This is a genomic window from Streptomyces sp. NBC_00461 (assembly GCF_036013935.1).
Lineage (GTDB): Bacteria > Actinomycetota > Actinomycetes > Streptomycetales > Streptomycetaceae > Streptomyces.
Map to the genome: position 1 here is coordinate 9008734 of NZ_CP107902.1, position 22015 is coordinate 9030748.

Sequence of the window (22015 nt, forward strand, 5' to 3'; positions counted from 1 at the left end):
CTCCGGGCTGGTGCCGCCGCGCCCTGTGGTGTGGCGGCACCAGCCGCCCGTCCCTCACCTACGGAGGTAGTGGTGGCTGCTCCGCGCCCAGCGTTCCGAACCGGCACGATCGCTCTCGTTACGCGCCGTTGCCCGGCCGACACTGCCGTGTCCTCCGCTTCCGGACCTCAACGATCACTCTTCCAACGGGTCCGCCACCCGTGTCGCCTGGCTGCGCGCGGTCTGGGCGAGCGCCGACCTCGCCGAAGCCCTGGAACACGCCAGCCCGGTCCTGGCCGCGCAGGTACGGACCGTGTGCACGGCCGATGAGCCGTCAACGCGCGACGTCCGGCGTGCGGCACTGTCCGTGGCCCGCTACCTATTGCGCTCCCAGCACCGGGCGACGCCGTTCGGGCTCTTCGCCGGTGTGACCGTCGCGGAATTCGGTCCGCAGGCGAGCGCACGCTGGGGTGCGGAGCACGTGGCCGTCGGCCATGCGGGCGCAGAGTGGTTGGCCGCCCTCGTCGAGAGGCTGGAGTCCTACCCCGACCTCCTCGAACGGCTGCCGGTGGTCGTCAACAACACCGTGACGAGCCGCGGGGACCGGCTCATCGTGCCGTTTCAATCCGATGCCCAGGACGATCGGACTCGCGCGGTTGAGGCGTCCCTGGCCCTCACCGAGCCCGTACGCGCGGTCCTCGCCGCAACGCGGGCGCCGGTCCGGGTCGGTGTGCTCGCGCACAAGCTCCAGGCGGAGTTCCCCGAGGCCGGACCGGAGAAGGTGCGCCAGCTGCTGGTAGAGCTCATCCAGCGGCGTGTCCTGATCACGAGCTTGCACACACCCGGCACCGAGACCGACGCCCTCGGGTATCTACTCGACCGACTCGACGCGATCGACACCGACAGCCTCCCCCCGGTCGCGGAGATGCTGCGCGAGCTACGGGCGATCCGGACCGGCCTCAATGAGTGCACTTCGCGGGGCGGGCGGGACAGCGTCGCAGCGCGGATGAGGGCCCTCGTGCCAGGTCTGCGCCGCCACCCTGTCGCGCTCGACCTGCGCCTGGACGCGCAGCTCGTACTGCCGGACGCGGTCGCCCGCGAGATCGAGCGCGCGGCCCTGATCCTGACCCGAGTCAGCGCCCGCCCGTACGGCACCGCGGCGTGGGGCACCTACCACCAGCGATTCTACGAGCGGTACGGCATCGGCACGATGGTGCCGCTCCAGGAAGTCGTCGCGGACAGTGGCACTGGCTACCCCGAGGGCTACCCAGGCACCCCGCCCGGCGCCCGTCGACCTCGCGTCTCCGCTCGGGATGACGCCCTCGTACGGTTGGCGCAGGCTGCCGCGCTCGACGGCCGTGACGAGGTGGTCCTCACCGACGAGTTGATCGAAGCCCTGGACGTAGGGCCCGACGAACCCCGGGTGCCGCCACACCTGGAGGTGGCGGTGCGCGTCCACGCGGCAAGCGTTGGCGAGCTACAGCGCGGGCAGTTCCGGCTGGAGGTCGTGAGCGTGTCTCGCGGCGCCGGCGTCTCCACAGGCCGGTTCCTCAGCGTCCTGGGCACCGCCGACCGTGAGGCCCTGGCCGCCGAGCTGGCTGACCTTCCGAGCGCTGACAGGAACACCGTGCCCGCGCAGCTGTCCTTTCCGCCGCTCCTGCCCGAGAGCGCCCACATCACACGCGCCCCGCGAGTCCTGCCCGTCGTGATCAGCCTCCAGGAACACCGAGCCCTCGCCGACGATGTCCTCACACCTGCGGACCTGGCGGTGGGGTGCGACGGCCGCCGCCTGTACCTGGTCGCCCCCGAGCGCGGCCAGCGCATCGAGGCCGCCGGGATGCACGCGCTTAACCTCCACACGCACACTCCGCCGCTGGTGCGATTCCTCACCGAGTTGTCGCGTGCTCAATGCGCGCAGGTCACCGTCTTCGACTGGGGCGCTGCGGCGTCGATGCCGTTCCTACCGCGCCTGCGGTGCGGGCGCACGGTGTTTGCCCCGGCCCGCTGGCGTCTGGAGGCGACCGAGCAGCCTGGTCGCGCACGCCCTCGGGCCGAATGGGACTCCGCCCTCACCGACTGGCGGGCTCGGCGGCGGCTACCTCGGTGGGTCTACCTCGTGGAGGACGACCGGCGTCTCTTCCTTGACCTCGACGAGGCCGGCCACCGGACGCTGCTGCGCCAGCACCTCGACCGAGTGGGCCTGGCCGTGCTCGTCGAGGCGGCGGAACCGGGGGCGTTCGGTTGGTGCGACGGTCGCGCCCACGAGATAGTGGTGCCGCTCAAGGCCATCCGGCCGCCGGCGTGGCCGGCGCTTCCCGCCCCCACCCCGGCTCGCGCCCTCTCCCCAGCCCAGATGCAGACCCCGGCCGCTTCGTCGGTGTTGCTGGCCACCTTGTATGGAGACGCTCGCCGCCAGGACACCCTGCTCTCCTGCCACTTGCCCGATCTGCTCGAACGGCTCGGTGGCCCGCCGTGGTGGTTCATCCGCTTCCGCGACCCCGAGCAGCACTTGCGTCTGCGCATCGCGCTACCCACGCCGGAGGCGTTCGCCGAGACGACTCGAACCGTGAGCGCGTGGGTCGACGAGCTGCGCGGCGCCGGTCTGCTGGCGGACTTGCGGTACCCCACCTCCTATCGGGAGATGGGCCGTTGGGGATCCGGCCCTGCATGGGACGCGGCCGAGGAAGTGTTCCGGGCGGACTCGCGCGCCATCCTGGCCCAGCTCGCGCAGCCGCGGCGCCCACACGAGCGCACGCTGGTGGCCGCACACACTGTCTCTATCGCCTCCGCCTTCCTCGGCAGCACCCAAGCCGGGATGCGCTGGCTGATCGACCACATCCCGCCCACAGCGCCCGTACCCGTACCGCGCCCGCAGTTCACCGATGCCGTACGCTTCGCTGACCCTGGCGACGCCTGGGCGGCATTGCGCGGCGCCCCCGGAGGAGCGGCGATCGTGTCGGGGTGCGCCGATCGCGACGCGGCGCTCGCCGCGTACCGGCGGCACCTGCCAGGTCCCCACACGCAGGGCATCGCCCTCGATGACGTCCTGACCTCGCTGCTGCACGTTCATTTTGTACGGCACATCGCGGTGAACTTCCCCGAAGAAGAGGTTTGCCTCTACCTCGCTCGCGCTGCCGCCCTGGCCTGGACCGCCCGCACCACTGGGAGGACACGATGACCGCGCAGGCCGGGCTGGACCTGGCCTACGCCGTCGCCGAGCAGCTCGCCGACCCCCACACGGCGTACCTTGGACCAGCGGTCTCTCGTCGGCAGCACCTTGCCTATGGCTTGCCCGGCATCGCGCTCCTGCACATCGAGCGGGCTGCGGCAGACCTGGGGCCGTGGCAGCGCGCCCATGACTGGCTCGCCGCCGCATCCCGCGAACCGCTCACCAGCGGCCACGACAGCCACCCCTTCTACGGGGCGCCCGCCTTCGCGCACGCTCTGGCCTGCGCCGCCGATCACCTGCCCGGCGCCTACCAGCGCTCGCTTGACACTCTCGATCGACAAATGACTGACGACGTGAGCCGCCGCGTCGACGCCGCACACCGCCGCATCGACGCCGGACTCCTCCCAGCGCTCGCGGAGTTCGACACCATTCGAGGCCTGAGCGGATACGGCTCCTACCTCCTGCGCCGCAACCCTGGGAGCGCCGCCCTGCGTGCCGTACTCGACTACTGCGTACGCCTCACCGAACCGATTACACACGACGGCGAGATCTTGCCCGGTTGGTGGACGGACACGGGGCCCTCGGGCCGCCCGGACGACCGTTTTCGAGGCGGACACGCCAACAACGGCATGGCGCACGGCATCGGCGGCGTGCTCGCGCTCCTGGCGCTCGCCGCCACGCAGGGCACCTTCGTCGACGGCCACGACGACGCACTGGGCCGGATCCTGCTGTGGCTGGACCGATGCCGAGAGGACACCGGCCGAGGCCCGGCGTGGCCGTACTGGGTCAGCCGGGACGAGCTGCGCACCGGCCGCCTCACCTCGTCCACGCCGACGCGGCCGTCATGGTGCTACGGCACCGCAGGCCTCGCCCGCGCCCAGCAACTCGCCGCACTCGCCCGCGGCGACGACAGCCGCCAGCTGGACGCCGAGAACGCGCTCGTGGCCGCCCTCACCAACCCCGCTCAGCTCAAGGCCACGACGGACAAGGCCCTGTGCCACGGCTTCGCCGGCATCGCCCACGTCGCCGCCCGTGCGGCCGACGACGCCCACCCCTCGACCGCCGGACAGCTCCGCGCCACGATCCCGGCACTCCTAGCCGCAGTCCACCCGCCGGACACCGACCCCGCACACGCCGCCACGACCCTCATGCAGGACGAGGAGCGCGGACCCGGTCTCCTCGACGGCGCAGCCGGTATCGCACTGGCCGTCCTCGCGCCCAGCACCGCCGAACCGCCCCGATCCACCTGGGACGCCTGCCTACTCATCGCCTGACCCTCGAAACCGAAGGACACCCGCATGCCCCCGGACCGCTCCGACCGCTGGCAACAACACAACATCACCTTCGGCGACCGCGAGAGCGCCCAGCGCGCCATCGTCGAACGCATCGCCCCTGTCCTCCTCGCCGCCGAAAGGGACGGGCAGCTCACCGGCTGGTGGTTCATGAACAAGCAGCCCTGGCCGCTGCGGTACCGCGCGGACGAGCCTTCACCCGCCGTCGAAGCACTGCTGAGCGACCTCGTCCAGGACGGCACGGCCGTGTCATGGCTGCCCTACCTCTACGAACCCGAGACCCACGCCTTCGGCGGGACCCAGGCCATGGGCGTCGCCCACGACCTGTTCCACAAGGACAGCCGCCACCTGCTCACCTACCAACCAGGCCCGAGGCAGCTGGGACACCGGGAAACCACCGTGCTGCTGGCAAGCGTCATGATGCGGGCGGCCGGCCTGGACTGGTTCGAGCAGGGCGACGTATGGGTAAGGGTCGCCGCCCTCCGACCGACCAGCGGCCTTCTGCCCTCTGCGCGAGCCGCCGAACTGGCGCCCGCGATGCGGAAGCTGATGACGGTCGACGCCCAGAGCCTGTGCCGCCCGAACGGCCCGCTCGCCGAGCACAACGAGTGGGTCGCCTCGTTCGAGTGGGCGGGCACCGCGCTCGCCGACCTCGCAGGCCGAGGCGCCCTCACCCGCGGTCTGCGAGCCGTCATTGCCCACCACCTGATCTTTCACGCCAACCGCGCCGGTCTCCTCCGGGTCGACCAAAGCGCCATGTCCAACATCGCACGAGAGGTAATCATGGGAACGAGTGACAACACCGCGTCGACCGACGAGGCAACGTCCGAGGCGGCTAGCGTCAGGGCGGTGAATACCGACACGATCGCCACCCCCACGGCTGACGCCGAACGCCTCCGCAACGCCCTGGTCGACCAGCTTCGCGCGGACGGGCACGCCCGCACGACCGCAGTCGAGAAGGCGCTGCGGACTGTGCCCCGTCACGTGTTCGTGCCGGAGGCGTCGCTTGAAGACGCCTACGCCAACGCACCAGTGCACATCAAGTACGACACCGACGGTACATCGATCTCGTGCGCTTCCCAGCCGGGCGTCGTCGCCCTCATGCTGGACCAACTCGACGCCCAGCCCGGCGAGCGCATCCTCGAACTCGGCGCCGGCACCGGCTACAACGCCGCTCTCCTCGCCCACCTGGTCGGGGAGAGCGGGCACGTGACCACCCTCGATGTCGACGACGACCTTGTGGAGGGCGCTCGCGCACACCTGGCCGACGCCGGTCTCACCAACGTCGATGCCGTGACCCGCGACGGGGCCCTCGGCTACGCCGAAGGAGCACCGTACGACCGGATCATGGCCACCGTGGGCGCTCACGGCGTACCGCACGCCTGGATGCAACAACTCACCCCCGGCGGCCGGCTCCTCGTCCCCCAGCGCCTGAAGGGCACCGTCTCCCGGTCCATCGCCTACGAGCGGCGCGACGGTCGATGGGTGTCTCTCGGTAGCGAGATGAACACCTTCATGCCGCTCCGGCGGGGCATCGCCGACGACGACCGCCGCGTCATCCCGCTCAGCACAGACGGCACCGTCCGGCTTCAGGCCCCCGCCGGGCAGAACATCGACGCCGATGCCCTCGCCGGAGTCCTGGACCAGCCGCGCACCGAGGAGTGGACTGGCATGATGGTCCGCGCCATGGAATCGCCGGAGTGGATGGAACTTTTCGTCACCTGTTCCCTTCCCTCCGGCCTCATCCGGATGTTGTTCCCCCAGAACGCCAAGGGCACTCTGCTCACGGAGGACCCCTACCCCTCGTCGACCGCGGCCGTCGACAAGGGCGCCGTCACCTACCTGGCGCGACGCGTGTCGGAGAAGAAGACCCCCGAGGGCGACAAGCTCTGGGAGTTCGGCGTCATCGGCCACGGCCCCGGCAGCGACGAACTCGCCACGAAGGTCGCCGACGCCATCCGCACCTGGGACCGCGAATACCGCGGCCGCGAGGCCACGTTCGAAATCCAGCCCCTCGACGCCCCCGCCATCGAGCAGCGCCCCGGACTCTTCGCTCTCGACACCCCGCTGAACCGCATCGTCGTCGACTGGCGGTGACGCCCCTTGCGTAGCGGACGGTGCCCGCCGGTGTACGGCTGGCGGGCACCGTCGCCCCAGCACTTCTCACTCACGCCCGGGGAACTCATGGACCCGCACGGACCCATAGCCCAGCGCTTTCCGCTCGTCGCCCGATTCCGGCCCGCCTGTCTTCCCCTGCCCGAACGCGTGGGCGGCCTTGTCGACCTCGCCGAGACGGTGGTGGAGAAGGGCGACCAAGGGCTCGCATCCGCCGTCTACAACCAGGCCGCGCTCATCGCCTCCGATCTCGGCCTGCCCGATCTCGCCCGCGAGATGTGTCACCAGCACGCCGCCGCCTACCTCGACGCGTGCCCCCTGCCCGGCATGAGCGCAATCCGGGGACTGGAACCGGTCGTCAACCTCGCCCGCCTCCAGATCCGCGCCGGCCACACCGACGAGGGACGCCAACACCTACTCGACCTGTACAAGGCCGTCGAGGCAGGCACAGCTGCCCGGTTCGAGGGCGTCGCCGTACCGGCGGACCTCACTGCGACCGACGAGGACCGCCACGAGGTCCGCGCGTGGCTGTGGCGCGTGCTCCTCGCTGATGGGACCCGCACGCTTACCGCCAAGGGACGTTGGGCGGAGGCTCTGAGACACCTCGAGACTCACTGCGGCGTAGGCAAACGGATGCTCGACGGACGCCAAGTTGCCATACTTACTGCCCTCGTTGCAGGTGACACGGCACGGGCAGCTGTTCTCCTTGCTGAAACGATGCCCGGCGATCCGTGGGAGCAGGCCATCACGGCAGGCTTGACCGCCCTGTGCCGCCGCGGCGCCGAGCTGCCGGTCGAAGACCAACTGGCGGCGCTGGCGACCACCTATCTGGAGTGGCCGGCCGAACCTGGGATGACCGTCTTCGACACTCGGCTTGGCCTTACCGTCCTCGACGCGATCGGTTCCGCCGAGGCTCCTACAGCCCACCGCGTCGTCGAGGACCTCCACCGCAGGACGGCCGCCGCCGAAGACGGCTACGCGGCCCGCGAGAACCTGGCGCACCCTCTGTTCACCTCGATCGCCACGGACAGGCAAACCCAGGACTGCCGCGCTCTCGTGCATGCCTGCGCCCTCGGGACAGGGACCATCCCGGACGAACTGCAAGAACAGCTGACGTCGGCTCTAAGCGCCAGCGACATCGTGATCCGGGACAGCCTTGCGCGCCCCTCCAATTCCGGGCGTACAACCCGGTGATCTGCATGAGTGATCAGCCAGGCACCCTCTTCCCTCAGGCAGTCGTGCGCGACCGGGATGTGTGCCCACCTCGGTCAGCTGATCACTGCAGTGCAGCAACGGCACTGGACCATCGGCGTCGCACGCATCGGTGACCGTCCGAGAAGTCGGCCGGATCCACGGCGGGGATCATCAAGGGGCGAGTGGGGCTGTGTGACGAGGCTCCGGCATTCGCCTACGGCAGACGAGAAAATGGCCCACGGGACTGGAACCCCGTCCGCGATCATGTCAACGTACAACGACCCGGAAACACCAGGTCAGCCGTAGGGAGCGGCATTGAACGTCGGTCTGCAAAAGGGGCTGGCCGCTATGGCAGTACGCATCCCGCGCTGCTCGGTCTCACGACCGCGTCCCGCTCCGAGGAGGCCCACCTGTCGAGTCACACCTTCCAATTCGCCCTCATCACGCGCCCTGTCCCGCTCGACGCCGCGAACGCCTGGACTGCTCCGGAGGCGGAGGCTTTGGCGCCATTTCCAAGGCGCTGCCTCTCTGTGTCTGCACGCCAGGATCTTTTGGCGAGGATCTGCTGTAACGCGGACCCCGTCGTGGCCGAGAGGCCCTTACGTACATCGCTGCGCACCGCAGCTCCGCAACGCGCCACGGCGCCTCGGTTGTTGGCGCTGTGAGGTCGTAGGCCGTGACCTCGATCGGTTCACCGGAGGCAGGCTGCCCGTGCTCGTCATGGATGGCGCACCTTCGCCCTCCGCTCGTACCGCCTGGCCTCGTGACCGAGGCGGAAAGGGCGCGATGAGCAGACCTTCGTAGTGCAGGGCGATACATAGCAGAAGATCCCCGGTTACCGAAACCGGGGATCTTCCAGAGCATTGGTGGTGTTCGCATTCGGCTGTGCTTGGCGGTGGAGCCGTGGCGGACGCAGTTGGCAGAGTCGTACGCATCCGAGAGGAGATATTGAGTGGCTGTTGCCAGCTGCTGCTACATCAATGACCAAGCTTTCATGCCCACGGCCACTGTTGCTCGCTACGCAAGGTCTCCTTCCGGACCGCTCGCTTGTGCGCCGAAAGAAAATCATCCGTTGTATCGATGTGTGATACCTGGCTGTGTCTCGTCGTCTGATCCGGGACGGCGGCCGTGCAGAAATGGGATCTCTGCTGCATACGATGCATGCCTGGCTTTCCGGCATGAAGCCTTTCTTAATGTGAAGGTGATATTGCATGGCTCGTCCTCCGGCGCTGAAGCTCACCGAGGTTCTCGCGGAGATTCGTATGAGTCCGTCGGCGTTCTACCGAATGCGCGCTCGCGGGCAGGCGCCCCGCATGATCAAGTTGCCCAATGGTGAACTCCGGTGTCGTCGTGCTGACCTGGATGCCTGGTGGGACATGTGCGAGAGAGATACTGATAATTGGCGATGAGTTACAATGTCCGTTTCTGGGACATACGGGAGCGCCCCGATCGGCGCAAGCCGTTTATGGTCCGGTGGACGGTCAACGGGCGCGAAAAATCAGAGTCATTCATGACCGTCGGGCTCGCCGACAGCAGGCGGTCAAAGCTGATGACCGCGGCGCGCGATGGTGAGCCCTTCGATGAGCGCACAGGGCTGCCAGCGTCCGAGCTGCGAGCTATCAAGCAGCGGACGACATGGTATGACCTTGCGCACGAATACCTCGACCAGCGTTGGGACCGCACGCCGGGAAACACCCGCCGCACACTGGCCGACGCATTCGCCACCATCACGCCTGCCCTTGTGCGTTCTGGCGTGACCTATCCGGAGCCGCGGGTGCTGCGGCGAGCGTTGTACTCCTGGGCGTTCAACAAGAAGGCGTGGGAGAAAGAGCCAGTTGAGGACTGGCGGCAGGCGCTGGACTGGATGAAGCGGAACTCCCTGCCTGTCAGCGCTCTCGCGGAAGCCGATGTGCTGCGACGGGCACTGGACGCCCTGTGCCTCAAGCTGGACGGCAAAGAGGCTGCGGCCAAGACGGCACGGCGCAAGCGGGCTGCGTTCAACGAAGTCCTCAACATCGCTGTGGAGAAAGGTTACTTCACGGAGAATCCCCTCAACGGGCTCAGGTGGCACGCTCCAGCGGTCAACGAGGAAGTGGACCCGGCTGCCGTTCCTAATCCCGCCCAGATTGCCCGGCTGCTCACGGCGGTTGCCCAACAGCGCGGGCGCGGCCCTCACCTGGAGGCCTTCTTCGGCTGCATGTACTACGCGGCGATGCGGCCTGCGGAGGTCATCCATCTCCGGCTCGAACAGTGCCATCTGCCCGAGACCGGCTGGGGGATGCTCAACCTGTCGGGTGGCGTCGTCACATCAGGCAAAGAGTGGACGGACGGCGGTTCGGTGCACGAGGTGCACTCCCTCAAGCGCCGCGCGGCTACCGCGACCCGGCCTGTGCCCATCCCGCCGCAGTTCGTACGCATGCTCCGCGGACACATCGAACGCTTCGGTGTGGCGCCGGACGGCCGACTGTTCCGGAACCAGGCCGGCAACTACGTGGACGCAGCTGCGTACGGCACAACGTGGGCGCGGGCACGGAAGTACGTCCTGACCCGTACAGAACTCGCCTCCAAGCTGGCAAAGCGGCCCTACGATCTCCGGCACGCCGGGATCTCGTTCTGGCTGTACTCCGGTGTGGACCCCGCCGAGTGCGCTCGTCGCGCGGGCCAAAGCATTGAGGTCCTCTTCCGCCACTACGCCAAATTCCTGGACGGCGTCCGAGAACAGGCCAACCGCCTCATCGAGCAGTCCATGCAGGAGTGGGACCGCGTCAGCCAGGGCGCGGAGTCTGAAGGGTGAGTCGGGATTTGGTCCGTGACTGGTCCGGAAGCACTGGTCAGGAGCGGGACAGCAGTGGGAGGAACTGGGAGTTATGGCGTAAGTCGGTCCTTGCCCCGGACGGGTCGAGAGGAAGGCGCCTGACGGGCAAAAGCCCAGGTCAGGCGCCTTTTTTCGTGCCTCTAGAAGAAGCCCAGTTTCTTCGGCGAATACGACACCAGAAGGTTCTTCGTCTGCTGATAGTGCTCCAGCATCATCTTGTGCGTCTCGCGGCCGATTCCGGACTGCTTGTAGCCGCCGAAGGCCGCGTGGGCCGGGTAGGCGTGGTAGCAGTTCGTCCAGACGCGGCCCGCCTGGATCGCCCGGCCCGCGCGGTACGCCGTGTTGATGTCCCGCGTCCACACACCGGCGCCGAGGCCGTACAGCGTGTCGTTGGCGATCTTGATGGCGTCGTCGAAGTCGTCGAAGGACGTCACGGAGACGACCGGACCGAAGATCTCCTCCTGGAAGATCCGCATGCGGTTGCCGCCTTCGAAGATCGTCGGCTGGACGTAGTAGCCGCCCTTCAACTCGCCGTCGTACTCGATGCGTTCGCCGCCCGTGAGGACCTTCGCGCCCTCCTGCCTGCCGATGTCCAGGTAGGAGAGAATCTTCTCCAGCTGGTCGTTGGACGCCTGGGCGCCGATCATCGTGTCGGTGTCCAGGGGGTGGCCCGGCCTGATCAGCTCGGTGCGGGCGACCGCCGCCTGGAGGAACTCGGCGTAGTTGCCGCGCTGGACGAGCGCCCGCGACGGGCAGGTGCACACCTCGCCCTGGTTGAGCGCGAACATGGTGAAGCCTTCGAGGGCCTTGTCGCGGAAGTCGTCGTTCTGCGCCCATACGTCGTCGAAGAAGATGTTGGGCGACTTGCCACCGAGCTCCAGCGTGACCGGCTTGATGTTCTCGGAGGCGTACTGCATGATCAGCCGCCCCGTCGTGGTCTCACCCGTGAACGCCACCTTCGCCACCCGCGGACTGGACGCGAGCGGCTTGCCCGCCTCCACCCCGAAGCCGTTGACGATGTTCACGACGCCGGGCGGCAGCAGGTCGGCGATGAGGCTCATCCAGTAGTGGATGGAGGCCGGGGTCTGCTCGGCGGGCTTGATGATGACCGCATTGCCCGCGGCGAGGGCGGGGGCCAGCTTCCAAGTCGCCATCAGGATCGGGAAGTTCCACGGGATGATCTGGGCGACCACGCCGAGCGGCTCGTGGAAGTGGTACGCCACCGTGTCGTCGTCGACCTCGCCGAGCGAACCCTCCTGCGCGCGGATCACGCCGGCGAAGTAGCGGAAGTGGTCGATTGCCAGCGGGATGTCCGCGGCCAGCGTCTCGCGCACCGGCTTGCCGTTCTCCCAGCTCTCCGCGACGGCGAGCGGTTCGAGGTTCGCCTCCATGCGGTCGGCGATCTTCAGCAGGATGTCGGAGCGCTCGGTCACCGACGTACGGCCCCAGCCCGGAGCTGCCGCGTGCGCCGCGTCGAGCGCCCGCTCCACGTCCTCCGCCGTACCGCGCGCGATCTCCGTGAACGGCTGCCCGTTCACCGGCGACGGGTTCTCGAAGTACTGCCCGCGGGCCGGCGGTACGTACTCGCCCCCGATGAAGTGGTCGTAGCGCGCCTGGTAGGAGACGATCGCGCCCTCGCTGCCGGGCGCCGCGTAACGGGTCATGCTGGCCTGCCTCCTTCGAAGCGCTGCCCGCCGTTGGGCAGCTCCCGTCGGGAGGCTAGGGAAGGCGACGTTGCAACCACGTTGCGTGAATGCCGGGACGGGCCGCGTGCTCTCTACGCCGGCGCGCCTCGTCGCCGACCTGCGGCGGCGGGCCAGTCGGCCGGTGCCGCCAACTCGCCCTCCAGCGCGGTCAGGCGTGCCCGGACGGCCGCTGTCGGGCGCACCGCAGCGAGTGCCCGCCATACGTCGAGGTCGTCCTCGCCCCACGGCGTGTGCGCCCAGTCGGCCAGCAGGTCGGGATCGCGGCGGGCGATCAGCGCCGTACGGAGGCCGTCGGCGAGGCGGTGCCTGAGCCGCACCACCGCCGGGGCCTGGGAACCCGGCAGCAACGGCCCCGCGTACGCCGTCGCGGCACCCGTGACCGCACCGCTCTCCAATCGCCGCTCCACGACAGCGACATCGCACTCGACGGGAACCGTCAGCCGGTAGGGCCGCGAGGACAGCAGACCCGGACCCAGCACCCTGCGCAGCCTGGCCAGTTCGGCGCGCAACGTCACCGGCGTCACCGACTCGTCCTCGTACAGCGCGCACAGCAGCTCGTCGCCGGTCAGCCCCTCGGGGTGACGCGCGAGCAGCACGAGGATCTCGCTGTGCCGGCGGCTGAGCCTGACCCTGCGCCCGCCGCACAGAAGCTGTGCCTCGTCCCGGCCCAGCGCCGTCAGCTCGGGCGTGTCGGCGGCGGGCCGCTCCGGGACGAGCAGCGCCAGCTGGGACTCGGCGGCCCGGGCGACCGCCTGTACGAAGCCCAGACTGTGCGGATGCGCGAGCCCGTCTCCGCCGGTGATGTCCACGGCACCGAGCACCCGCCCGGTGCGCGGATCGTGCACCGGAGCCGCCGCGCACGTCCACGGCTGCACGCGCCGGGCGAAATGCTCGGCCGCGAAGACCTGCACGGGCCGGTCGACGGCGACCGCGGTCCCCGGCGCGTTGGTCCCCATCGCCGTCTCCGCCCACCGGGCACCCGGCACGAAGTTCATCCGCCCCGCATGCCGCCGGGTCGCCGGATGCCCTTCGACCCACAGCAGTCTGCCGTGCGCGTCGCACACCGCCAGCAGATGCTCCCCGTCGGCAGCGAACGTCCCCATCAGCTCACGGAACAACGGCATCACCCGCGCCAGCGGATGCTCGGCCCGGTAGGCGCCGAGGTCACCGTCCGCGAGGTCCACACTCGCCGTGCCGTCGGGCCCCACGCCGGCCCGTGCGGAACGCCGCCACGACTCGGCCACCACCGAACGCACCGGCCGGGCCACCGTGCCCGCCTCGGTGAACGTCTCGTGCGCGCGACGCAGCATCCGCGCGTGCTCGGCAGGATCGGCCCCCGGCTCAAGGGCCACCCACGGATCGGTCAACCCGGCCTCCCCGGAAGGTGATGCGGCTGGGGACATCGTCACTCCGGGTACGCCTACGGACAACCGTTTCGACCACGGTGACCCGAATGACGGTGCTGCCCTCGCGGTCGGCGGAAGAGGTCAGGCGAAGTTGACGAGTCTGATGTAGCGCGTCCAGTCCCAGTTGGGCCCGGGGTCGGTGTGGTCCGTGCCGGGCACCTCGTAGTGTCCGATGATGTGTGCCCGGTCCCTCGGGAGGCCGAATCTGGTGCAGATCGCCGCCGTGAGTCTCGCCGACTGTTCGTACAGTGCGTCGGTGAAGTAGGCGGGCCGGTCGACCCAGCCCTCGTGCTCGATGCCGATGCTGCGCGTGTTGTAGTCCCAGTTGCCCGCGTGCCAGGCGACGTCGGCCTCCCGGACGCACTGCGCGACATGTCCGTCGGCCGAGCGCACCAGGTAGTGCGCGGACACCTGCTTCCGCGGGTTCTGGAAGATGGAGAGTGTGTCGGGGTAGGTCTCCTGTGTGACGTGGATGATCACGCGGTCTACGGGATAGGCCGTGGGGCGGTTCGACACCGTGTAGTTGGAGGTGGTCGCCGGCTGCCACTCGGCGGACGGGTAGTCGACCGCCTGGGCCCGCGCACCGGCCGGCGGGTCGGGAAGCAGCGTGTACGGGACGGCAGCGAGGGCTGCACCCTTTAAGAACCGTCGCCTGGTGGTGCCCGGTCTTGCCCGTTCCATGAAGCCGCGCCTTTCGGTCAGTGGGTGTGGCTCAGCTCGATCCGCGGGTGGGGCTCAGCCCTGCAGGGTCGCCGCGACCTCCCGCAGGTGCGTGTGCACCCCACGGTGAGTCTCGCGCGCGGGCAGCCACTGTTTGCGGATCTTGGCCACGCACGTGTAGTTGGTGTCGCACACGTTGGCCAACGGTGACTCGACCGCCTGGGTCGCGAACTGGTACGCGTCCAGCTCGCTGAAGCCGTAGTCGCGCACCAGCCAATGCACCAGGTCGAGCTGGGATATCCGGAACGCGTCCTCCAACGGGCGTGCCGATCCCGTCGAGATGATGTGCGTGTCCGACTCGATGCGCGGCCATGGTGTGGCGAGCCCCTTGAGCAACTCGACGATCGCCACGGTGTTCATCGCGCACTCGACGGCGACGCCACAGGTCTCGCCCTCACCCTGCCGGGCGTGTCCGTCGCCCAGGCTGAGCAGCGCGCCCTCCACGTTCACCCCGAGGTAGCAGGTGACGCCGGCCCGCATCTCGGGCGTGTCCATGTTGCCGCCGTGCGCGTCGGGCACCAGGGCCGAGCGGACCTCGAGATTGGCAGGGGCCACCCCCACGGTGCCGTGCATGGGGTCCATGGGCAGCTCGGCCTCGATGTCGCTGTCATGGGCCCGGAACAGCGCCGTGCGTCGGGTCCGGTCGAGCTGCCAGATCCACACGGTCTCCGGCAGCGGTGGCTGCAGTGTGGCCGTGGTGTGTGTGGAGGTGAGCGCGCCGAACAGGGGGACCGTGGTGGACGCGGCCCAGTCACGCGCCGGTTCGACCGACACGAAGTGCACCGCGACCGTGTCACCCGGTTCGGCGCCTTCGACGTGGAAGGGGCCGGTCTGCGGATTGAGGAAGGGGAACTCGCATACCTCGGACACCAGGTCCTTCTCGGACCGCACCCGCCCGGCGAAGCAGTCCTCCGTGTACACGTCGAGGACCGTGCCGGGCGCGATGCGCGCCACGGGGGGTGCCCCGCCGAAGGTCCAGGCGTACTCGTTCGGTTCGGGCCGGACGGTCAGGATCCGGGGGTCGCTCATGGGCGCGCTGCTCCGTTCTGCGAAAGGCCGGTGGGGGAGGGGTCGTCGAGGTGGACACGGGCGGTCTCGGCTATACGTCCGGGATGCCGCCGCATCAGCACCAGCAGCACCACGACACCGGCGGCCATCCACACTCCGACGATCGGCCCGGCGTACGACACCGGGGCGGTCAGCTCGGTGACGAAGTCGAAGACGGGCAGGCCCGCCGCGGTGAGCAGCGCGGGTACGAACGCGGCGATGCCGAGCAGGGGCAGCAGCAGCTGCCGTACCGGTTTGAGCAACTCCCGTCTGCGGCGCAGGAAATAGCCGGCGCAGGCGAGGTTCACCACGATGTAGACGCCGATCACGACGGTGACGATCACCGTGGCGAGGAGCAGGAAGGCGGTCACCGGGTCATAGCCCAGCCCCAGTCCCAGCACGGCGCCGACCGCCACCACGCTCTGCACGGCGATTCCGGCGACGGGGGAGCGGTGCTTCGGATGGAGCGTCGCGAACAGGCGGGGCAGGACGTGGATACGGGCCAGGGCGAAGGCCGTGCGCGTGGAGACGGTGGCGCACGCGTTGGCGTTGGCGATCGTGGAGTTCACCACGGCGAGGAAGACCAGCACCCAGAACAGGCCGAACGACGCCCGCGCCACGCCCTCCCAGGACGCCTCGCCGGACGCCCCGAACGTCGCGAACCGGTCCGGCCCGAAGTACACCGTCATGGCGTAGGTCGTGACCACGTAGAAGAGGCCGATCCCGAGGGCCGCGCCGAGGACCGCGCGGTGCATCGTCCGACGCGGGTCGCGCGTCTCCTCGGCGAGCGGTGCCGCCGCCTCGAATCCGGCGAAGGCCAGCACGGTGTACACCGACCCGGCGAAGACCCCGCTGACTCCTTGGTATCCTCCGCCGTGTGTGAAGTGCCGAACACCGAAAGGGTGTTGTCCCCGCCCGCCTTGCCGATCAGCCAGACGGCGAACACAAGGAAGACGAGGACCTCGAAGATTCCGAGGACGGTGCCGAAGCGGGCCGAGGCCCGCACGCCGAAGTACCCCGTCGCCGCGATGATCACGGCACCCGCGAGCGCCCACGGCCACCACAGGTCCGCCGGATACGAGGACCATTCCAAGTGCAGCGTGTCCGCCGTCGTGAAGCCGAGCTGCAGAAGCAGCAGCGGCGGGACCAGCGCCTCCACGAACACGTAGCCCCAGCCGACGAGGAAACCGACAGCAGGGTGCAGCCCCTGCGCCGCATACGTGGACACCGAGCCCGCGGCCGGCAGTTCCCTTGCCAGTTCGGCCACGCACGACGCGGTGAACAGACAGGCCACCAGCGCGATCAGCACGGCGAGTGGCAGGCTCCCGCCGGCGAAGGCCGCACCGGACGGAATGGATGCGGCGACCGCGGCAGCCGGAGCCATGGCGGTGACGCTCTGGAACAGGACCTCGCGCAGCCCGATCGCGTCGCGCCTGAGACCTACCGCCACATCCCCCGACATGTGAATCCCCCTCAATTCACGCCGACATGCCAAGACACCGCCCGACTCGACGGGTGCGTCTCGCGTGATTCACGGTACGGCGCCTGCGAGTTGGGCAGAAGGGCGCGACGTGCTTCGGTGGACGACACCGTCGATGTGGAAAACCTGGCCACCCACATGGGTGAAGCCGGCGCCGGCGGCACCTAGCGCGTGCGGCGCAGGCTCGCCGAGAGATGGTGCTGCAACGGGCGGCCGACCGCGGCCAGATCGAAGGCGAACGTGAGTGTGTCGCCGTCGGTCAGGGTGTAGCGGCGACGGGTGGCGTCGACCTGCTTGGCGGTGGGGGTCAGGGCCACCTCATGGGTGGAGAGGACGACCGACTCCGTCGTCGCACGGCCCACCGCGATCTCCGCGATGCCGGTGGGCTGGGTGATCAGTGCCTCCACCCGGCCGTCGGGCTGAAGCCGCCACCACCCGCTCTCCCGGGCCGCCGGACGCAACGGAGCGTCGTTGGCGTCGAGCAGCCAGGCCCGGGCCTCGTAACGGAGGAAGGGGCGGCCGTCGTGACTGAAGGCCACCTCCTGCGCGTACGCGAAATCCCCGGCGAGCGTCGGATACCCGCCCTGACCACGGCCGTGCCAGGTGCCCAGGAGACCGAGCACCGGCGCGAGCAGCGCGTGCGGTGCGGGAGCCGCGTCCGGCCGGTGACTGTCGGGGTACGGGTGCTCGGGTGCGGGGGCGAAGGGGTCGAACACGGTTGCGCTCCTCGGGTGGTGACGGTGCCGTTGCCGGGCAACGGTTGCGCACCTCGTGTGGTGCCGCTGCCGCTGCCGGGCGAAAGCGTAGAGCGCGCACGGGGCGTCGGTGCGGAAGAACAGGTTCGGCCGATCGAGGCGCGTACGCGATGCCGGTCGGTCCGGGCAACGTGCGGCTGCGCCCGACCCGTCCGCCGTACGGCCTCGCGGGTGTCGGGATCAGGCCCTTTCGGCCACCGCCGCCGGATCGTCAAGGACCGCCCGCACCACCGAGTGCGCCGCCCCCAGCAGCGGTCCCTCGGGGCCCAGCCGCGACACGGACACCGGGCAGGGCGGACCCGCCGTGCGCCGGTCCAACTCGGCCTCCAGTGACGGAAGCAGCCAGGGTGCGAGCCCGGCCAGCGCGCCGCCCAGCACCACGCTCTCGGGGTCCAGCAGATTGACCGCCCCGGTCAGCGCGATGCCCAGCGCGGTACCGGCGACGCGCAGCGCACCCCGTACGTCCTCGTCGCCCTCGGCGGCCCGGCCCGCGAGCAGCCCGACGCGGTCCTCACCCGGTTCCAGGCCGGCGGCACGCAGCACCGCCTCCTCACCGGCGTACTGCTCCAGACAGCCGCGCCCGCCGCACGGGCACGCGGGCCCCTCCGGCTGCACCGGCACATGTCCCAGCTCGCCCGCGAAACCACGCGTCCCGCGAAGCAGCCCCCCGGCCACGACGACCGCCGCGCCGATGCCGATCTCCGCGGACACGTGCAGGAAGTCGCGGGGAGTGCTCTCGCCGAGCCAGAGTTCGGCAAGAGCACCGAAGTTGGCCTCGTTGTCGACGGTCAGCGGGATGCCGGTGGACAGCAGCGCACCGACGTCCGTGTCGTGCCAGTCGAGGTTCGGGGCCCGTACGACGGTACGGGCGTCGCGCGCCACCAGGCCCGGCACGGCCAGCGCGAGCCCCGCGGGCCACAGGCCTTCGCGGTCCGCCTCCGCGACGACCCGGCGCACCAGTCCGGTCAGCTCCTCGATCACCGGCTGAGGGGAGCGGCCACGGTTCGCGCGATGCCGTACGGCTCGCGAACGCACCTGGCCGCGCAGGTCGACAGCGCAGACCGCGAGATGGTCGACGCCGATCTCGGCGCCGATGCCGGCGGGGCCGCGTCCGCTGACGGCGAGCGCCGAGCCGGGACGGCCCACCCGCCCGGGCCGCTCCGGGCCCAGCTCCTCCAGCAGCCCGGTGCGTATGAGCTCGTCGACGAGGGTCGACACCGCCGCCCGGGTCAGCCCGATGCGCGAGGAGACGGCCGCCCGGGAGAGCGGTCCCTCGGCGCTGACGGCGTGCATCACCCGGGCGAGATTGCGGCGGCGCATGCCTTGCTGGGTGTCGGGCAGCACCCGGCCCGGGCCGGCCGGATGCGCCTCGTGCAGCGGTGCGGTCATGCCCCCGTCCTCAAAGGCTCTCGGTGCTCCGCTCCAGCAGCGGGGCCGCGTCGGAGAGTACCCCGGCGATCCTCGCCAGCGTCTCCTCGTCCCGCTCCACCGCCTCCAGCACCGGGCCCGCGGCGGTGTTCCAGCGCCGTGCGACCGCGGCCGGATCCTCGCCGGTCAGCAGGCCCGCTGCCTGCGCCGCCGCGCCGAGCGCGACCAGCTCCTTGGCCTCCGGGACCTGGACCGGGCGGCCCGACAGCCGCCGCACGGTCTGCTGCCATGCCGTGCCCCGGGCGCCACCGCCGATCAGCAGCAGAGGGACCGAGCGGTCCGCGTCCTCGTCGAGGACCAGGTCGAGCGCGCCGAGCAGCGAGTGCACGGCACCGTCGTAGGCGGCCTGCAGCAGCTGTCCTCCGGTGGTGTCGTGGCGCAGGCCGTGCAGCAGACCGGAGGCGCTCGGCAGGTTGGGGGTGCGTTCGCCGTCCAGGTAGGGCAGGAGCGTGACGCCGGAGACGGGTTCCACGGCCTCGCGGTCCAGGCCCAGCAGCGTCGCGACACGGTCGACGGCGAGCGTGCAGTTCAGCGTGCAGGCCAGCGGCAGCCAGTCCCCGTGGGCGTCGGCGAAGCCCGCGACCGTGCCGGTCGGGTCGGCGGGGCGCCGCTTGGAGACGGCGTAGACCGTGCCCGACGTGCCGAGGCTGAGCACCGGCGTCCCCGGACGCAGCCCGAGTCCGAGCGCGGCGGCGGCGTTGTCCCCCGTCCCCGGAGCGACCAGGGTGCCCTTGGAGAACGGCAGGTCGTGGCTGTCGCGCACCGTGCCCGCCATCTCGCCGGGCCGGACCACCCGGGGCAGCAGCGCCGGATCGAGTCCCACATGCGCGAGGATCTCCTCGTCGTACGACTCCGTTCCGGACGCCCACCAGCCCGTCCCTGAGACGTCGCCGCGGTCGGTGGTGCCTTCCCCGGTCAGGCGCTCGGTGAGGTAGTCGTGGGGCAGGCGCACCGCCTTGGCCGCGCGCACCGCGTCCGGTTCGTTCTCCGCCAGCCAGGCCCACTTCGTGACCGTGAAGGACGGGCCGGGCACGCTTCCGGTGCGCTCCGCCCATGCCTTCGGGCCGCCCAGCTCCTCGACGAGACGGCGCGCCTGTGGCGCCGATCGCACGTCGTTCCACAGCAGCGCCGGGCGCACCGGCTCGCCCCGCCCGTCCAGCGTGACGAGGCCGTGCTGCTGACCGCCGATCGACACCGCTGCGGCCTCGTGCGCCGCATCGCCGCACTGGCGCAGGGCCTCGCACAGGGCGTCCCACCACTGGCGCGGGTCGCTCTCGCGGCCGGCCCCGGAGGAGACGGTGTGCGGTGCCTGACCGCTCGCGACGACCTGCCCGGTGGCGGCGTCGACGACGAGCGCCTTGGTGGACTGGGTGGACGTGTCCACGCCGACGACGAGCGGACCCTCGGCTGCTGACATCGGGCTCTCCCTTTTTGCGCGGCTCAACAGGATGTTCCGTGCGACACACCCTGCTCTCTTCCCAGAGATGCGTTCGCATACTAATTTGTAAACCGCCATGACGAAATAGTCGGAGCAAACAAGGAGCCGCGGCATGAACTACCAGCCCACCCCCGAGGACAAGTTCACCTTCGGCCTGTGGACCGTCGGCTGGCAGGGAAGGGACCCGTTCGGCGATGCCACGCGGCGTGCCCTCGACCCGGTCGAGACGGTGCAGCGCCTGGCCGAGCTCGGCGCCCACGGTGTGACCTTCCACGACGACGACCTGATCCCCTTCGGGTCCTCGGACACCGAGCGCGAGTCGCACATCAAGCGATTCCGTCAGGCCCTCGACACGACCGGCATGACCGTGCCGATGGCCACCACCAACCTCTTCACGCACCCCGTCTTCAAGGACGGCGCGTTCACCGCGAACGACCGTGACGTGCGCCGCTACGCCCTGCGCAAGACGATCCGCAACATCGACCTCGCAGCCGAGCTCGGTGCGAAGACCTACGTCGCCTGGGGCGGCCGTGAGGGCGCCGAGTCCGGTGCCGCCAAGGACGTGCGCGTCGCCCTCGACCGCATGAAGGAGGGCTTCGACCTCCTCGGCGAGTACGTGATCTCCCAGGGCTACGACCTGAAGTTCGCGATCGAGCCCAAGCCGAACGAGCCCCGCGGCGACATCCTGCTGCCCACCGTCGGCCACGCGCTCGCGTTCATCGAGCGCCTGGAGCGCCCGGAGCTGTACGGCGTCAACCCCGAGGTCGGCCACGAGCAGATGGCCGGACTGAACTTCCCGCACGGCATCGCGCAGGCCCTGTGGGCGGGCAAGCTCTTCCACATCGACCTCAACGGCCAGTCCGGCATCAAGTACGACCAGGACCTGCGCTTCGGCGCCGGCGACCTGCGCGCCGCGTTCTGGCTGGTCGACCTCCTCGAGAGGGCCGGTTACGACGGCCCGCGCCACTTCGACTTCAAGCCGCCGCGGACCGAGGACCTCGACGGCGTGTGGGCGTCGGCCGCGGGCTGCATGCGCAACTACCTCATCCTCAAGGACCGCGCGGCCGCCTTCCGCGCCGACCCGGAGGTGCAGGAGGCCCTGCGCGCCTCGCGCCTGGACGAGCTCGCCCAGCCGACCGCCGCGGACGGCCTGCAGGCCCTGCTCGCCGACCGCAGCGCCTTCGAGGAGTTCGACGTCGAGGCGACCGCCGCGCGCGGGATGGCCTTCGAGCACCTCGACCAGCTGGCCATGGACCACCTGCTGGGGGCTCGCGGCTGACGGCACGCGCTGCTGGGAGCTCGCGGCCGGGTGCACGCGCGCGTGCGGCGCTGAGCGATCTCCGTGCGGAATACTCCGGAATCATGCGGTCCGTGGCATGAATCCGTATCAAGTTCCGTACGGGGGTCGCCTCATGCCCGATGTGAGGCGACTCTGGACGGTATGGCCATGCCGCCCGTACCGCCCCAGCCG

General features: G+C 70.1%; 15 protein-coding genes and 1 pseudogene. 7 read left to right on the top strand and 9 right to left on the bottom strand.

The window, feature by feature from the left end:
- The first annotated feature begins 211 nt into the window (after nt 1-211).
- The 6 genes from OG870_RS41780 to OG870_RS41805 all read left to right on the top strand — a co-directional run bounded on the left by OG870_RS41780 (nt 212) and on the right by OG870_RS41805 (nt 10543).
- Nucleotides 212-3157, top strand: a complete 2946-nt coding sequence (locus tag OG870_RS41780) for a lantibiotic dehydratase (protein WP_327692365.1) — start codon at nt 212-214, stop codon at nt 3155-3157.
- Nucleotides 3154-4422, top strand: a complete 1269-nt coding sequence (locus OG870_RS41785; protein WP_327692050.1) for a lanthionine synthetase C family protein — start codon at nt 3154-3156, stop codon at nt 4420-4422. The genes OG870_RS41780 and OG870_RS41785 overlap by 4 nt, the downstream gene beginning before the upstream one ends.
- A 24-nt stretch (nt 4423-4446) precedes the next feature.
- Nucleotides 4447-6537 carry a methyltransferase, FxLD system gene (fxlM, locus tag OG870_RS41790; RefSeq protein ID WP_327692051.1) on the top strand — a complete coding sequence of 697 codons (2091 nt, stop codon included), beginning with the start codon at nt 4447-4449 and terminating at the stop codon, nt 6535-6537.
- Nucleotides 6538-6624: 87 nt separating this feature from the next.
- The gene (locus OG870_RS41795) at nt 6625-7749 is read left to right on the top strand and encodes a hypothetical protein (protein WP_266586915.1); all 1125 of its coding nucleotides are present in this window, start codon (nt 6625-6627) and stop codon (nt 7747-7749) included.
- 1211 nt (nt 7750-8960) lie between these two features.
- Nucleotides 8961-9158, top strand: coding sequence for a helix-turn-helix transcriptional regulator (locus OG870_RS41800; RefSeq protein ID WP_266586917.1), 198 nt, complete (start codon nt 8961-8963; stop codon nt 9156-9158).
- Nucleotides 9155-10543 carry a tyrosine-type recombinase/integrase gene (locus tag OG870_RS41805; RefSeq protein ID WP_266586919.1) on the top strand — a complete coding sequence of 463 codons (1389 nt, stop codon included), beginning with the start codon at nt 9155-9157 and terminating at the stop codon, nt 10541-10543. The genes OG870_RS41800 and OG870_RS41805 overlap by 4 nt, the downstream gene beginning before the upstream one ends.
- A gap of 161 nt (nt 10544-10704) precedes the next feature.
- Here the strand turns inward: OG870_RS41805 and exaC are convergent, their stop codons facing one another.
- The 9 genes and pseudogenes from exaC to xylB form a co-directional block, all read right to left on the bottom strand.
- Entirely contained in the window at nt 10705-12228 is a 1524-nt protein-coding gene (gene exaC / locus OG870_RS41810) for an acetaldehyde dehydrogenase ExaC (RefSeq protein WP_327692052.1), read from the bottom strand.
- 113 nt (nt 12229-12341) lie between these two features.
- A complete protein-coding gene (locus OG870_RS41815) occupies nt 12342-13637 on the bottom strand; it encodes a GAF domain-containing protein (RefSeq protein ID WP_266586924.1) in 1296 nt (431 codons plus the stop codon).
- A gap of 120 nt (nt 13638-13757) precedes the next feature.
- Complete coding sequence (locus tag OG870_RS41820) at nt 13758-14357, bottom strand: N-acetylmuramoyl-L-alanine amidase (protein WP_266527009.1); 600 nt, start codon at nt 14355-14357, stop codon at nt 13758-13760.
- Between the two features lie 54 nt (nt 14358-14411).
- A complete protein-coding gene (locus OG870_RS41825; RefSeq protein WP_266586926.1) occupies nt 14412-15425 on the bottom strand; it encodes an acetamidase/formamidase family protein in 1014 nt (337 codons plus the stop codon).
- Nucleotides 15422-16507, bottom strand: coding sequence for an APC family permease (locus OG870_RS41830; protein ID WP_327692053.1), 1086 nt, complete (start codon nt 16505-16507; stop codon nt 15422-15424). Before OG870_RS41830 ends, OG870_RS41825 begins: the two co-directional genes overlap by 4 nt.
- Nucleotides 16405-16905, bottom strand: a pseudogene (locus OG870_RS41835) (amino acid permease); the annotation flags it as partial. The gene OG870_RS41830 and the pseudogene OG870_RS41835, both read right to left, overlap by 103 nt.
- 182 nt (nt 16906-17087) lie before the next feature.
- Entirely contained in the window at nt 17088-17639 is a 552-nt protein-coding gene (locus OG870_RS41840; protein ID WP_327692054.1) for an FABP family protein, read from the bottom strand.
- Nucleotides 17640-17858: 219 nt separating this feature from the next.
- Complete coding sequence (locus tag OG870_RS41845) at nt 17859-19067, bottom strand: ROK family transcriptional regulator (protein ID WP_266586932.1); 1209 nt, start codon at nt 19065-19067, stop codon at nt 17859-17861.
- A gap of 10 nt (nt 19068-19077) precedes the next feature.
- The gene (xylB, locus tag OG870_RS41850) at nt 19078-20523 is read right to left on the bottom strand and encodes a xylulokinase (RefSeq protein WP_266526994.1); all 1446 of its coding nucleotides are present in this window, start codon (nt 20521-20523) and stop codon (nt 19078-19080) included.
- A gap of 133 nt (nt 20524-20656) precedes the next feature.
- On the opposite strand from xylB, the gene xylA reads away from it, so the two are divergent.
- Nucleotides 20657-21823: a xylose isomerase gene (gene xylA / locus OG870_RS41855; protein WP_266923272.1), complete on the top strand. Its 1167-nt coding sequence runs from the start codon at nt 20657-20659 to the stop codon at nt 21821-21823.
- The last annotated feature ends 192 nt before the right edge of the window (nt 21824-22015 follow it).

Coding starts and splice junctions, on each gene's coding strand:
- OG870_RS41825 (WP_266586926.1), bottom strand. CDS start 15,425: ATGAGCGACCCCCGGATCCTGACCGTCCGGCCCGAACCGAACGAGTAC.
- OG870_RS41795 (WP_266586915.1), top strand. CDS start 6,625: ATGGACCCGCACGGACCCATAGCCCAGCGCTTTCCGCTCGTCGCCCGA.
- exaC (WP_327692052.1), bottom strand. CDS start 12,228: ATGACCCGTTACGCGGCGCCCGGCAGCGAGGGCGCGATCGTCTCCTAC.
- OG870_RS41805 (WP_266586919.1), top strand. CDS start 9,155: ATGAGTTACAATGTCCGTTTCTGGGACATACGGGAGCGCCCCGATCGG.
- OG870_RS41820 (WP_266527009.1), bottom strand. CDS start 14,357: ATGGAACGGGCAAGACCGGGCACCACCAGGCGACGGTTCTTAAAGGGT.
- OG870_RS41845 (WP_266586932.1), bottom strand. CDS start 19,067: ATGACCGCACCGCTGCACGAGGCGCATCCGGCCGGCCCGGGCCGGGTG.
- xylB (WP_266526994.1), bottom strand. CDS start 20,523: ATGTCAGCAGCCGAGGGTCCGCTCGTCGTCGGCGTGGACACGTCCACC.
- OG870_RS41785 (WP_327692050.1), top strand. CDS start 3,154: ATGACCGCGCAGGCCGGGCTGGACCTGGCCTACGCCGTCGCCGAGCAG.
- xylA (WP_266923272.1), top strand. CDS start 20,657: ATGAACTACCAGCCCACCCCCGAGGACAAGTTCACCTTCGGCCTGTGG.
- fxlM (WP_327692051.1), top strand. CDS start 4,447: ATGCCCCCGGACCGCTCCGACCGCTGGCAACAACACAACATCACCTTC.
- OG870_RS41800 (WP_266586917.1), top strand. CDS start 8,961: ATGGCTCGTCCTCCGGCGCTGAAGCTCACCGAGGTTCTCGCGGAGATT.